At 63.9% G+C, this 14,943-nt stretch carries 7 protein-coding genes; 5 read left to right on the top strand and 2 right to left on the bottom strand.

The window, feature by feature from the left end; genetic code table 11:
• The first annotated feature begins 22 nt into the window (after positions 1 to 22).
• The 5 genes from RJ40_RS05560 (at position 23) to RJ40_RS05540 (ending at position 12,729) form a co-directional block, all read left to right on the top strand.
• Entirely contained in the window at positions 23 to 3,796 is a 3,774-nt protein-coding gene (locus tag RJ40_RS05560) for a NosD domain-containing protein (protein ID WP_265582360.1), read from the top strand.
• A 288-nt stretch (positions 3,797 to 4,084) separates the two neighbouring features.
• Positions 4,085 to 10,363, top strand: coding sequence for a NosD domain-containing protein (locus RJ40_RS05555; protein WP_265582359.1), 6,279 nt, complete (start codon positions 4,085 to 4,087; stop codon positions 10,361 to 10,363).
• A 205-nt stretch (positions 10,364 to 10,568) separates the two neighbouring features.
• Positions 10,569 to 10,961, top strand: coding sequence for a holo-ACP synthase (acpS, locus tag RJ40_RS05550; RefSeq protein WP_265582358.1), 393 nt, complete (start codon positions 10,569 to 10,571; stop codon positions 10,959 to 10,961).
• Positions 10,934 to 11,185 (top strand): acyl carrier protein, encoded by a 252-nt coding sequence (locus RJ40_RS05545; RefSeq protein WP_265582357.1) that lies wholly within the window; start codon positions 10,934 to 10,936, stop codon positions 11,183 to 11,185. Before acpS ends, RJ40_RS05545 begins: the two co-directional genes overlap by 28 nt.
• Positions 11,182 to 12,729: a class I adenylate-forming enzyme family protein gene (locus tag RJ40_RS05540; protein WP_265582356.1), complete on the top strand. Its 1,548-nt coding sequence runs from the start codon at positions 11,182 to 11,184 to the stop codon at positions 12,727 to 12,729. The genes RJ40_RS05545 and RJ40_RS05540 overlap by 4 nt, the downstream gene beginning before the upstream one ends.
• Before the next feature lie 66 nt (positions 12,730 to 12,795).
• Here the strand turns inward: RJ40_RS05540 and RJ40_RS05535 are convergent, their stop codons facing one another.
• Together RJ40_RS05535 and RJ40_RS05530 are read right to left on the bottom strand one after the other, a co-directional pair.
• A complete protein-coding gene (locus RJ40_RS05535) occupies positions 12,796 to 13,863 on the bottom strand; it encodes a hypothetical protein (protein ID WP_265582355.1) in 1,068 nt (355 codons plus the stop codon).
• A gap of 6 nt (positions 13,864 to 13,869) precedes the next feature.
• Positions 13,870 to 14,904 carry a polysaccharide deacetylase family protein gene (locus RJ40_RS05530; protein WP_265582354.1) on the bottom strand — a complete coding sequence of 345 codons (1,035 nt, stop codon included), beginning with the start codon at positions 14,902 to 14,904 and terminating at the stop codon, positions 13,870 to 13,872.
• Positions 14,905 to 14,943 lie beyond the last annotated feature (39 nt).

Here is a 14,943-nt window from a genome sequence, read left to right as displayed (position 1 = left end):
TCGGTCCCCGAGGAGGTTTGAAATGGAAAAAATCCCCCCTATTCGGAGAAATAGACTCTTTTATGTAGTCCTGCTCGCGGTCCTGGTCTGTCTCGTCCTCCCGGTCGCCGGCGGCGAAGACGACGCAGGGCCGCCTCTGAACCTCACGAACGCCACCGCCCCGGCGCTCGACCTCTCGCTCGCCGCCGCACCTGCTCTGATGGCCGCCCCCGCGGGCACTCACCCGCGGGACTGGTACGTCTCCCCGGTGCCGGGCGACGGCAACCCCCACTCGTATGCGAACATCACCGGCCTTCTCAACCTCACCGACCTCGGCGAGGGCGACACCGTCCACATCTGGGGCGCGGCCGGGCATACGTACGAGGGCGGGATCGTCATCGACAAACCCGACGTGACCATTCAGCGGTGGGAGGGATCGCCCGTCCGACCGCTCATCACCAGCACCAACCACACCGCGGCGGCCTTCACCGTCATCGCGGACAACGCCACCTTCCGCAACCTCAACATCTCCGGCAACCACCTGGATGGTGCAGATGTCCGCGGTGCCGGGATCAACGCCACCAGTACAGATTTCAACACCCACCTCCAGCGTCTCACCATAACGAACTGCACCTTTGCCGGGAACAAGGTGACGGGGACGGATACAGACGGCGGTGCGCTCTCTGCCCTGTACGTCGACGCCCTCCTGGTGGAGGGGACGACGTTCACCAACAACACCGCGAATTGGTGCGGCGGCGGGGCCTACTTCTCCTTGTGCCATGCCGCCAGGCTCACCGGCACCACCTTCACCAACAACACCGCACAATACTACGGCGGCGGGGCCTACTTCTCCTCGTGCAATGCCGCCAGGCTCACCGGCACCACCTTCACCAACAACACCGCACAATACTACGGCGGCGGGGCCTACTTCATAACCTGCTATGCCGCCACGCTCACCGGCACCACCTTCACTGGCAACAGCGCATCCGGCGGCGGCGGGGCGTATTTCCAGAATTTCAATGCCGCCACGCTCACCGCCACCACCTTCACCAACAACACCGCCGGACAGGGCGGCGGCGGGGCATACTTCGTGGACTGCGGTGAAGCCACGCTCACCAACTGCCGCTTCGACAACCCCACCAACATCTTTGCAGAAAACTCCGACGCCACCACCCTCAACACCGTCCGCACTCCCGGCACGAACATCGCGGGCGGGCCGTACCTCGGCGGCAACCTCTGGCTCCAGGACCCCGCGCAGAACATTTCGGAGTGGTGTGCGGACGCCGACTTCGACGGCATCTGCGACGGAGCGCTGACCATCAATAGGAACGCCGGCAGAGTCTTCGGCACCGACGCCCTCCCGCTGGTGCACGGCGGCACGGTGGAGATCAACGCCACGCCCGCCGACGACGCCTTCGTCTTCGTCGACGGCGCGAACACCACCCGCACCGCGAACGACGCCTTCTACCTCCCGGTCGGGGAGCACACGATCTTTGTGAAGAAGGACGGGTATCTCCCCGGCGAGAAGCGGATCACTGTCACCGCCGGCGCGAACGATCCCCTCGCCTTCGACCTCACCGAGATCATCCACCCGATGGACTGGTATGTCTCCCCGGTGCCGGGCGACGGCAATTTCACGAACATCTCCGCGATCCCCGATCTCGACGCGGGCGACACCGTCCACCTCCGGGGTGTCGAGGGCCACATCTACGAGGGCGGGGTCGTCATCGACAAACCCGACGTGACCATTCAGCGGTGGGAGGGATCGCCCGTCCGACCGCTCATCACCAACACCTCGCACACCGCCCCCGCCTTCACCGTCACCGCCGACAACGCCACCTTCCGCGGCCTCAACATCTCGGGCAACCGGTTGAACGATGACAACAGCCGCGGCGCCGGGATCAATGTCACCGGGGATTCAGGAAACCACCTGAAGCGCCTCACCGTCGCCGACTGCACCTTCGTCGGGAACGAGGCGAACGGGACATCCGCATGCGGCGGTGCGCTCTCCGCCCGATACGTCGACGACATCCTGATGGAGGGGACGGCGTTCTCCGGCAACAGCGCAGACTGGGGCGGTGGGGCGGACTTCACGGGATGCGATGTCGTCACGCTCACCGGCACCTCCTTCATCGGCAACAGCGCACGATTCGGAGGCGGCGGGGCAGACTTCACCCTTTCATCCGACGCCGCGCTCACCGCCACCACCTTCACCAACAACACCGCAACCGACGGCGGCGGCGCATACTTCTATTTTAGCCGTCGCGCCACGCTCGCCGACACCAATGTCACCGGCAACACCGCTGCGGAACATGGCGGCGGGGCATATTTCCTCTCTTCCCCTGCCGCCACGCTCACCGGCACCGCCTTCGACCGCAACACCGCCGCGGAATATGGCGGCGGGGCATACTTCGAGGATTCCCGTGCTGCCAGGGTCACCGACTGCCGCTTCGACAACCCCACCAACATCTTTGCACACATGTCCTTCGGCGCCGTCTTCAACGACGCCCGCACTCCGGGCGCGAACATCGCCGGCGGCCCGTACCTCGGCGGCAACCTCTGGCTCCAGGATCCCAAACAGAACATCTCGGAGTGGGGCACGGACGCAGACTTCGACGGCATCTGCGACGAAGCGCAGAACATCGCCAACAGAGACCCCGCATTCCTCTTCGGCACCGACTTCCTCCCGCTGATGCACGGCGGCGGCACGGTGGTGATCAACGCCACGTCCGCCGACGGCGCTTTCGTCTTCGTCGACGGTATGAACACCACCCGCACCGCGAACGACGCCTTCTATCTCACGGTCGGGAACCACACGGTCGAGGTGGTCGGGGCGACGACCTACGGGCGGGCTTCGGTCGACCTCTCCGCCGGTGCGACCGAACGGGTGACCGTCGAGGTGAGCGAGGTCGAGATCCGGGGCTACGCGATACCGGGGCAGGGCTTCGCACCCCTCGACGTCTCCTTCGACACCTGGTTCCCCGATCCCGAGTCCGACCGCCACACCTGGACCTTCGGCGACGGCAACGAATCGAGCCCGTGCTACTGGCCTCACCACACCTACGAGAAGGCCGGAACCTACACCGCCACGCTCACCGCCGCGTGGGGAGAGAAGAGCGACCTCGTCACCCTCGTCCGCACCGTGAACATCACCGTCCTCGAACCCTCGACTCCTTCGTCTCCCGGTTCCCATGGCGGCCGCTCGACCGACTCGGCCGGGTCGGCAGGGAAGATTCCGGCCGGCGGCACCGCCTCGCTCATGCTCCCGAACTCCGGCATCTATGAAGTCAGGGTGACCGCCGGAGAAGAGATCCAGAAGATTCTGGTCACCATCGGGACGACCGGTCGTCCCTCCGGCGTCGATGCCCCGGCCGGGTCGGTCTACGAGTACGCCGAGGTGACCATCTATCACACGACCGACAATGCGATCGAGGGCGTCGTCTTCTCCTTCAGCGTCCCGAAGACGTGGTTCGATGAGCACGGGCTCGATCCGGCCGACGTGGTGTTGTACCGCTACCATGACGGTGAGTGGGTCGCCCTCCCCACCGGGGTCACCGGTGAGGACGGGACCGCCTGGCACTTCTCGGCCAGGAGTCCGGGCTTCTCCCTCTTTGCGATCGGCGGCGACCCTTCGCCGGTATCGACGCCGGCGATGACGCCCGCCGCACCGGTGGAGACCGTCGAGACATTCGTGACGTCGCTGCCCGCAGGCCCGACGCCCGCCGGGACACAAACCCCCTTCCCCACGATGCTGCTCGTCGTCGGCGGGGCGATCGTCCTCCTCCTCGTCGCCGTCGCGGTATGGAGGACGAGATAGAACCCTCCACTTTTTTTAGGGCCATCTCTCCGTCTTCCCCTCTCTTCCGAAGATCGACGGCGGCCCCCTCCATGCTGCGCTCATTTCGCCGGCCTCTGTGATCCCCGAATCTCTCGCACGTCTGTTCTTCCAGATCTATGCCTTATTCGTTCTTTCGCGGCCCGCGGAGTTAAAAACAAAAATATATATAATACTTGATATTAAAGGCAGCGAATAATCCTGCACCGACGGAAACGGCCTCACCCCCTATCCCATGAGGTCGGCGTTCGGTTCCCGAGGAGGTCTGAAATGGAAAAAGTCCCCCCTATTCGAAGAAATATAGTATTTTTCGGAGTACTGCTCGCGGTCCTGGTCTGTCTCGTCCTGCCGGTCACCGGTGGCGAGGAGGGTGCAGGGCTGTTTGAAACACTTGCGCCACCCGAACCGCCTGCGAACATCACGAACGCCACCACCCCGGCGTTGAACCTCGCGCTCGCCGCCGACCCGCCCACCGGTCCGGTACCGCTCACGGTCAGGTTCTCGGGTGCGGCCGCGGGTCTTGCGGTCGACCTCTGGACCTGGACGGTCGACGGCGTCGCGGCGGCCGGGAACGAGTCGGACTTCACCCACACGTTCCTTGAGCCCGGTACCCACGTCGTCGGCCTCACCGCCGTCAACGAGAGCGCGTCTGTCACAAACACCACCGCGGTCGATATCAACGTCACCGCCGCACCCGCCCCGGCGGCCGCTCCGGTGGTTGCCCTCGCCGACCCCCCTCCGGGCACGCACCCGAGAGACTGGTACGTCTCCCCGGTACCCGGCACCGGCAACCCCCACTCGTATGAGAACATCACCGGTCTCCTGGCGATCACCGATCTCGGCGAGGGCGACACCGTCCACGTCTGGGGCGCGGAGAACCACACCTACGAGGGAGGGATCACCATCGACGCACTGAATGTCACCGTACAACGCTGGGAGGGATCGCCCGTCCAGCCGCTCATCACCAACACCTCGCACACCGCCCCGACCTTCACCGTCACCGCGGACAACGCCACCTTCCTCGACCTCGACATCTCGGGGAACCGGTTGAAGTATGATAATAGCCGCGGCGCCGGGATCCATGCCGCCGGAGATCCAGGAACCCCTCTGAAGTGCCTCACTATCACCGACTGCACCTTTGCCGGGAACGCGGTTGAAAGGAACACTACACGCGGCGGTGCGTTCTACACCGAGTATGTCGACGACCTCCAGGTAGAGGGGACGGCATTCCGCGGCAACTTTGTAGCAGGGGGGCCTGGCGGCGGGGCATATGTATGGAGATGTGAGAACGCCACGTTCACCGACACCGGCTTCATCTCCAACCGCGCAATGGCCCCCTATGGTGGCGGGGCATACTTCAATGAGTCGAGGAACGCGGCGTTTACCAACGTCACATTCTTCGATAACTACGTATGGGGATCCGCCGGCGGGGCACGCTTCGAGCACTGCGACGCCGCCACCTTCACCGACACCGTCTTCATCGACAACGAGGTACTGGCGAGTTACGGTGGGGCAGACTTCGAGCACTGCGACGCCCTCACTCTCACCAACACCTCATTCCTCAACAACAAGGCGTGGTCGGACGGCGGTGGGGCACGCTTCAGTGGGTGCGCGAATGCCATCCTCACCAACACCACCTTCACCGGCAACACAGCAACAAAGTGGTCCGGCGGCGGTGCAATCTTTGGGGGATGTGATAATCTCACCATCACCAGCGCCTCTTTCACCGACAACAGCGCACGACACGGAGGCGGCGCAAACATCGGCGGGTGCGAGAATGCCACCATCACCTCCACCGCCTTCACCGACAACAGCGCACTCTTCGGTGGCGGCGCATACTTCGGGGGGTGCGATGCCGCGGCCATCGTCTCTTCCCTCTTCACCAACAACACCGCCAGCCAGGAAGGCGGCGGGGCATGCTTCTCGGAGTGTACAGATGTCATGCTCACCACCACCATATTTGCCAACAACACCGCAGGCCAGGGCGGCGGGGCAGGCTTTGAGGAGTGTACGGCCGTCATGCTCACCAACTGCCACCTCGACAACCCCACCAACATCTATGCATCTAAATCCACCGCCGTCCTCAACACCACCCGCACTCCCGGCACGAACATCGAGGGTGGTCCGTACCTCGGCGGCAACCTCTGGCTCCAGGATCCAGAACAGAACATCTCTGAGTGGTGTGCGGACGCCGACTTCGACGGCATCTGCGACCAGGCACTGACCATCAACAACAGCCACTTTGGCAGCGAAGCCGACGGCAACAGAATCTTCGGTATCGACCATCTCCCGCTGGTGTACGGCGGGACGATCCCGATCAACGCCACTCCCTCTGCCGACGGCGCCTTCGTCTTCGTCGACGGCACGAACACCGCCCGCACCGCGAACAATACCTTCTACCTGCCGGTCGGGGACCACCTTATTTCGGTACATAAGAATGGCTATCTCCCCGGCGAGAAGTCGGTCACCATTGTCCCTGGCGAGAACGATCCCCTCACCTTCGACCTCACCGAGATCACGCACCCGATGAACTGGTACATCTCCCCGCCAGGTGGCATAGGGAACTACACGAACATCTCCGCGATCCCCGGGATCGGCACAGGCGACATCATTCACCTCTGGGGGGTGGAGAACTATGCCTATGAGGGCGGAATCGTCATCGACGCACCGAACGTCACCGTACAACGCTGGGAGGGATCGCCCGTCCAGCCGCTCATCACCAACACCTCACACACCGCCCCGACCTTCACCGTCACTGCGGACAACGCCACCTTCCGCGACCTCAACATCTCCGGGAACCGGCTGGAGAGCGGCAACGGGGCCGGGATCAATGCCATCGGAGATCCGGGAACCCCTCTGACGGGCCTCACCATCATTGACTGCACCTTTGCCGGGAACGCGGTTGAAGGGGACACGACATGCGGCGGTGCGGTCTCTGCCGAATATGTCGACGACCTCCTGGTGAAGGGGACGACGTTCACCGGCAACAGTGCAAGAGGGCCCGGCGGCGGGGCATACATCAACATGTGCGAGAACGCCACGCTCACTTCCACCGCCTTCACCGACAACACCGCAATGGAGGAGGGCGGCGGGATATACTTCAGTGATTCGAGGAACGCGGTGTGTATCAACGCCACGCTCACCACCAATCACGCAGGCCAGGGTGCCGGGGCATATTTCGAGAACTGCGATGCCGCCACGCTCACCGACACCAAATTCTCCGGCAACACTGCATGGGCGGACGGCGGCGGGGCACGATTCTCTTCGTGCGATGCCGCTACTATCACCAACAACACCTTCCTCAATAACATCGCATGGCGCGGCGGCGGTGCGGGCTTTGGAGGATGTACGGGCGTCATGCTCGCCAACTGCCGCTTCGACAACCCCACCAACATCTATGCATATGGTTCCACCGCTGTCCTCAACACCACCCGCACTCCTGGCACGAACATCGGGGGCGGTCCGTACCTCGGCGGCAACCTCTGGCTGCGTGACCCCAACCAGAATATCTCAGAATGGGGAACAGACGCCGACTTCGACGGCATCTGCGACCAGGCACTGACCATCCAGGGCCTCGGCACCGACCATCTGCCGCTGGTGTACGGCGGGACGGTCCCGATCAACGCCACGCCCTCTGCCGACGGCGCCTTCGTCTTCGTCGACGGCACGAACACCAGCCGCACCGCGAACAATACCTTCTACCTCCCGGTCGGGGACCACCTTATTTCGGTGCAGAAGGAGGGCTGCGTCCCCAGCGTGAAGTCGGTCACCATCATCCCCGGCGAGAACGATCCCCTCACTTTCGACCTCGCTGAGATTATCCACCCGATGAACTGGTATGTCTCCAGGTTCGTAGGCGGCGGGAACTTCACCAGTCTCCTGGAGATCACCGATCTCGGTGAAGGCGACACCGTCCATATCTGGGGCGTGGAGGGTCACACCTACAACGGCGGGTTTATCATCGACAAACCGAACGTGACCATTCGACGCTGGGAGGGCTCGCCTGTCCGGCCGCTCATCACCAACACATCGCGCACTGCCCCGGCCTTCACCGTCACTGCGGACAACGCAACGTTTTGCGGCCTCAACATCTCCGGGAACCGGCTGGAGAGCGGCAACGGGGCCGGGATCCATGCCGCAGGTGCGACCGCTGAAAACCCCCTGGTGCGCCTCACCATCACCGACTGCACCTTTGCCGGCAACGAGGTGAGCTGGATCCATGGATCCTCTCCGTCCTATGCATCCGGCGGTGCGCTCTACGCCGAGTATGTCGACGACCTCCAGGTGGAGGGGACGGTGTTCACCGGCAACAGCGCACTGGCGAACAGCGGCGGCGCATACGTACATAGTTGCCATAACGCCACGGTCACCACCACCTCCTTCACCAACAACACGGCGATGTGGTACGGCGGTGGGGCATGCTTCTCGTTGTGCGATGCTGCCACGCTTACCACCACCACCTTCACCAACAACACCGCAAGACTTGGGGGCGGCGGCGCATACGTACATAGTTGCCATAACGCCACCATCACCACCACTACCTTCACCAACAATACCGCAAGACTTGTTGGGGGCGGCGGCGCATACATTGGGCTGTGCGAAAATGGGGTAATTGCCAACTGTCGCTTTGACAACCCCACCAACATTCATGCATATGGTTCCACCGCCGTCCTCAACACCACCCGCACTCCTGGCACGAACATCGCGGGCGGTCCGTATCTGGGCGGCAACCTCTGGCTGCGTGACCCCAACCAGAATATCTCAGAATGGGGAACAGACGCCGACTTCGACGGCATCTGCGACCAGAACCTGACTATCGACGGCCTCGGCACCGACCACCTCCCGCTGATGTACGACGGGGACCGCGGGACGGCGCTGATCCGCGCCTCCGCTCTCGGTGGATTCGTCTATGTCGACGGGGTGAACACCACCCGGACCGCCGACTTCTTCGCCACCCGTGCGACGGCCGTCGCCGCCCACACCCCGCCCTCGGGCGCCTTCTTCCTCCCGGCCGGCACCCACACCGTCGAGGTGGTCGGGGCGACGACCTACGGACGGGCAGTGGTCGAGATCTCCGCCGGCACGACCGAAAGGGTGACCGTCGAGGTCGGTGAGGTCGATGTCCGGGGCTATGCCGCGCCAAGGCAGGGTTCCGCTCCCCTCAATGTCTCCTTCGACACCGGGTTCACCGGCCCCGCACCCGACCGCATCGTCTGGACCTTCGGCGAGGGCAACGAATCGAGCCCGTGCTACTGGCCGTTTCACACCTACGAGAAGGCCGGGACGTACATCGCCACCCTGACCGCGGGATGGGGAGAAGGGAGCGACCTCGTCCGCCTCGTCCGCACGGTTGAGATCGTCGTCGGCATGCCCGATCCTGGCCCAGGCCCCGGTCCCGAACCCGTCCTCTACCTCTCGGCCACCGAAGGCAACGCTCCCTTCACCGTCGGCGTCAACGTCGGCAGTGCCGGTACGCCTGAAAGGTGGCGCCTCGACCTCGGCGACGGCCGGGCGATCAATGGCACCACACCGGCCGAGATCAACCGGAGCGTCACCTACGATACCCCCGGCACCTACCTGCTCACCCTCACGGTGAGCACCGGCGAGGCCACCAACGCCACCACCAGGACCGTCACCGTCCTCGCACCCCCGGCCGCCGACTTTAACGTCTCGCCGGTCAAAGGCAACGCCCCGCTGGACGTCGCCTTCACCGACAGGTCGACCGGCGATATCAGCGCCCGGTCATGGGACTTCGGCGACGGCGCCACCTCGACCGATCTAAATCCCGCCCACCGTTACGAGCAGGCAGGCACCTACACGGTGCGGTTGACGGTCTCCAACGCCTACGGTGCATCGACTGCAGAACAGACTGTTATTGTCTCTACTCCCCGATCCAACGAAGGCCGTTCGACCACCTCTGCCGGCGGGCGCTCGACCGCCTCGTCCGGGTCGGCAGGGAAGATCCCGGCCGGCGGGACCGCCTCGCTGACGCTCCCGAACTCGGCCATCTACGAAGTCAGGGTGACGGCCGGAGAAGAGATCCCGGAGGTCATGATCACCGTCGGAAAGACCAGTCGGCCCGGCGACGTCGATGCCCCGGCCGGGTCGGTCTACGAGTACGCCGAGGTGACGCTTTACCGCACGACCGACGATGCGATCGAGGGCGCCGTCTTCTCCTTCAGCGTCCCGAAGACGTGGCTCGATGAGCACGGCCTCGATCCGGCCGACGTGGTGCTGTACCGCTACCACGACGGCGAGTGGCAGCCCCTCTCCACCGAGGTCGTCAGGGAGGACGAGACTTCCTGGCACTTCTCGGCCAGGAGTCCGGGCTTCTCGCTCTTCGCGATCGGCGGCGAACCCTCAGCGGTTGAGACCCCGGTGATGACCCCTGCCGCACCGGCGGATACGGTCGAGACGCTGACGACGCCACCGGCGGCGGCAGGCCCGACCCCACCCAATACCCCGACGCCCTTCCCCTCCATGCTGCTCGTCGTCGGCGGGGCGCTCGCCCTCCTCCTCGTCGCGGTGGTGGTCCGGAGGATGAGGTAGAGACTCACCACCTTTTTTTGGTAGTGACAGGAGAACTGAAACGCTATTTCTAAAGATTTGACTCTGATGAAACGCTCATCCAGTTGTCATGACTCTCTGTTCGCCTACCTTCCCTCTCGCGCCTCTCCGACCGTTTGCCGTCCCGCTCCCCCACCATCCCGCTGTCCACAACATCTATATGCCCGTGCGTGATATTTCCGGCCTGATGATACCCGGCATCGGCACCGATGTTGTCTCGATCCCACGTTTCAAAGAGAAGTCCCTCGAACACGACCGCCACTTCCTCGAACGCGTCTTCACCGCGAAGGAGATCGCCTACTGCTTCTCCAGGGAGCATCCGGCCCCCCACCTCGCGGCCAGGTTCGCCGGCAAAGAAGCGGTGACCAAAGCCCTCTCCTCCATCGGGTATGACGGCATTGCAATGAACGAAATCGAGATCACAAACGGGCCGTCAGGGGTGCCCTCCGTTACTTTAATATGTCGGGATGCCGGTATGGTCACTGTCCTCGTCAGTCTTTCGCACGATGGGGACATTGCGGTCGCCTGTGCGCTTGCGACGGAGGGGGACGGATGGAAAAGGGGCCTCAACAGAGAATAGAAAAAATCTTCTGCGACGTGATCGGTGTTCGAGAATCAGACCTCTCTGACGATATCAGTTACAACTCGTACGAACTCTGGGACTCGCTCAAGCATCTCGAACTGGTGGCGGCCCTGGAGGAGGCCTTCGGGATCACCCTGGAGATGGAGGAGATCGTCGAGATGGAGGACTTCGGCAGGGTGAAAGGGGTCGTCTTCTCCCATCTCGAGGAGGGAGAGGAATGAACTTTGTCGACTATCTCCTGGAAAACAGCCGGGAACGCGACACCCTCTTTATCGCCGGGCCCAGAGAGACGATCACCCACCGCGAACTCTTCCGGAAGGTGAACGCCCTGGCCCGGCACTTCGGGCGGACTTACGGGAGGGGGAAACGGATCCTGGTCCTCGCGGAGAACAGTCTTTTTTTCACCCTCTGCTACCTTGCCGCAATGAAGAGCGGGAACATCGCGGTGCTCGTCGAGACGAGGGTCGCAAAAGACCAGCTCGAAAAGATCGGCGACCTCTGCAAATTCAGGTGCTGCTGTGTCCAGGAGAAGTACCGCTCCAAGATCCGCGACGGGTGGCCGCTCTTCTCCGAGGCCGACCTTGCCGCCCTCCCGGCGACCGACGAGGAATGGGTGGTCGAGACTGCGGACGACGAGACGGCCCAGATCCTCTTCACCTCGGGGAGCACCGGGGAGAAGAAGGGGGTGATGATCTCCCACTGGAACCTGGTGACCAACAGCGAGGCGATCCTCGAAGTGATGCACCTCACCGAGGATGACCGGGCGTGTGCGGTCCTCCCCTTCACCTACTGCTACGGCGTCTCGGTCATGCACACCCATCTCAGGGTCGGCGGGAGCGTGGTCCTGCACACCGCGATCTTCCTCGGGACCGTCATCTTAGAGATCGATGATTACGGGTGCACCGGGATCTACGGCGTGCCGAGCACCTACCAGATCCTCATCCACCGCACTCCCTTCCTCAAGGCCGCGCTCCCGAGCCTCCGCTACATGACCTGCGGCGGGGGGCACCTGGAGGAGAAGTACGTCAGAACGATCACCGGCGCCTTCCCTGAGAAAGATCTCTACATCTACTATGGCGCCACCGAGGCGACGGCCAGGATCTCGGTCCTCGACCCGCGCCTGATCCACGAGAAGATCGGGTCGCTGGGCAAGGGGATGCCCGGCGTCACCCTGGAAGTCCTGCGCCCGGACGGCAGGCCGGTGGACCCCGGCGAGATCGGCGAGATCACGGTGCTGAGCAGGACTCCCATGCAGGGCTACTTCAGGGATCCGGTGGGGACCGCGGCAAAACTGAAAGACGGCCGACTGTACACCGGCGACCTCGCCACCGTCGACGAGGACGGGTATGTCTATTTCAAGGGCCGCGGCAACACGGTCATCAAGTCGGCGGGGCACCGGATCACCCCGAGGGAGGTGGAAGACCTCATCAACACTCTGGAGACGGTGAGCGAGACCGCGGTCATTGCGGTGCCCGACGAACTGATGGGCGAGGCGGCGATCGCCGTCGTCCAGGCGGTCGGAGAACCTTCAGGCGTGCTTCGCGACGAGATCATGTACCTCTGCCAGACCACCCTCCCGTCGTACAAGGTGCCAAAGGCAGTGGTCTTTGCGGAGTCGATGCCCCTCAATGCCTCGGACAAGGTGGACCTGATCAGGCTGAAGGCGGCGGTCGCCGCTCTCCGGGCCGGGGAGGAGGTGGGAGGGTACGAGGAGATCGGACCGATCCACGGACGAGGAGAGGCAGGGGACGGCACCATCCTCTGACCGATCCGCTCTCGGCCTTCCCGTCTCTGTCGCCGTCCCGGTGGTTCGGTGGAAACGTGAGAACGGTTACAGCGTCCCGCGGTCGGGGTCGACGGTCGAGGGGAGGAGCCCGGCCGGCCCGGCCCTGCCCCAGCGGTAGAAGTAACTGTAGTCGATCGGTCTGGAGGTGGTGGTCTCGGCCCTGAGCACCTCCTCCATCTCGGGCGACGCCGGCCAGAAGGCGACGGTGGCAGCTTTTTTCTCCTCGGCAAGCGCTTTGCCTGCGGCGACCGCCGTCCGGGCGCTCGCCCGGTCGGGGAGAAAGGCGTCGCGGAGGAGGAGCACCCGCACCCCGGCGCCGTACGGGGTGAGCAGGTCGAAGGCGCAGTAACCGTTCAGCGCCCCCTCGTCGTCCCGGCATGCGACGACCATCCTCTTCCCGGCGACGGTCTCGGAGAAGTAGAGCCACTCCAGAGTCTTTGCGTCCCGCGCCACCGAGGCGGTGCCCGGCGTGCGGTGCGCTTCCCAGAGTGCGTCGAACTCCTCCCCGCACCCGGTGCAGACCTCCCATGCGCCGGGGGCGACACCATTTTTTTTCCTCAGGTACGGCGAGACCGCGGAGAGCGGGCCGCGGGCGATCGAGGAGAGGGTCCGTTTTGTTCCCCCCGCTCCAGGACTCGCCCCGTACAGCGCCGCCGCCCCCCCGTAGTCGAAGACCGAGAGGTACTCCCGGCCGCCGGCGGGGAACGGGATCCTGGTGAACCCCAGGCGCGGCAACATCGCCTGGACCAGTTCGTTCGGGGTCGTCCTGATGAAGAGGTCGGCGTCTTTCTGGCGCGAGTAGGCGATGTTCAACTGGAGCCCGAGCACCCCGCGCACCTCGGAGCGGACATACCAGGATGAGGCGGCGCGGGCAAGGGCGTCTTTGCCGTCCACCCAGAAGGGCACCGGGATGTTGCCCAGGAACCCGGCGACCTCATGGTCGTCGTCCTCGATCATCCACCCTCGCGGAACCGTCTCGTCCATCGCGGGGTTCTCGTCCCACCACATCGTAAACCGGCGCATCCAGAGATCAGCCGGGTCGGCTTCGACCTGCGTTGCAAGGAAGGTCGCAAGGCCTTCATACTCATCGGTTTGAATAGTCCGCACATTCATGATGCATCACCGTCTGAAATGGAACCAGGCAAGGTCGGCAAACGCCCCGGAGCCGAAGAACTTGAAGGTGTCGAAGTCCCAGCCCGAGAAGATCCGGTTGAGCCTGAAGAGGTTGTTCCCGGCCCTGACCGGTCCCGGTATCCCGCAGAAGGCCGAGAGGTACCCGGCCTCGCTGACCAGAGTTTCGATCTCCGCCGAGGTGTCGGCGGCGCCCCCGTTGGGGTACGAGAAGAAGAGGATCTCTTTTCCGGTCTCCCGCTCGATCCGCTCCTTCGAACACCTGATCTCCCTCGCCGCCTGCTTGAGAGGGATGTGGGTGAGTTGCGGGTGGGTGACCGTGTGGGAACCGAAACTGACGCTGTCCTGCCCCATCTCGCGCACCTGCTCCCAGGTGAGGATGTAGTCGTCCCCGATCTCGGGCGGGTCCACGTCGAGGTCGTCCTCGATCGCACCGATGCACGCGAGTTTCTCGGCCTCGTCGGCGACCTTGAGGATGTTTCGTTCGATGAGCGTGACGGCCCTGAACCGCTCGTCCCGCGTCCTGAGCGGGATCTCTCCGAGTCCTTCCACCTCGAATCTCGTTTTCCCGGTGGTGTGGATGACGTGCCTGAACCGGTCGAACCAGAAGAGTTCCCGGCGGTCGATGGGGCCGGTGGTGAGAAAGACCGTGGCCGGCACCCCGTATCTCTGGAGCACCGGCCAGGCATGGGTGTGGATGTCCTGGTAACCGTCGTCGAAGGTGACCGCGGCGGTGCCTTCGGGCAGTTCCCGCCCCTCCCTGAGGGCTTTCACGACCTCGCTGAGAGGGAGGATGCGGTGGTGTTCGGCAAGCCATCGAACCGTCCGCTCGAACTCGGCGGTCTCCATGGTGGGGATAAGCCAGTCATGACGCTGGGGGCCCACGCGGTGGAAGGTATAGATCGTTGTCCCGCCTCCGAGACCGCTCCGAAGGTTTCGGTACGCGTCGCACGCACCTGAAGGGCTCAAGACGGCTGAAAGAAGAGAGATGGCCCGGCGTTCAAGATTGACTTCCCCCCGCATGACCCCATCTGGACCGGAATTGGTATATATAAGTTTCCC

The organism is Methanofollis aquaemaris (assembly GCF_017357525.1).
GTDB lineage: Archaea > Halobacteriota > Methanomicrobia > Methanomicrobiales > Methanofollaceae > Methanofollis > Methanofollis aquaemaris.
The sequence above is the reverse complement of the archived record's forward strand: the minus strand, read 5'-3'. Positions and strand labels throughout refer to the sequence as shown.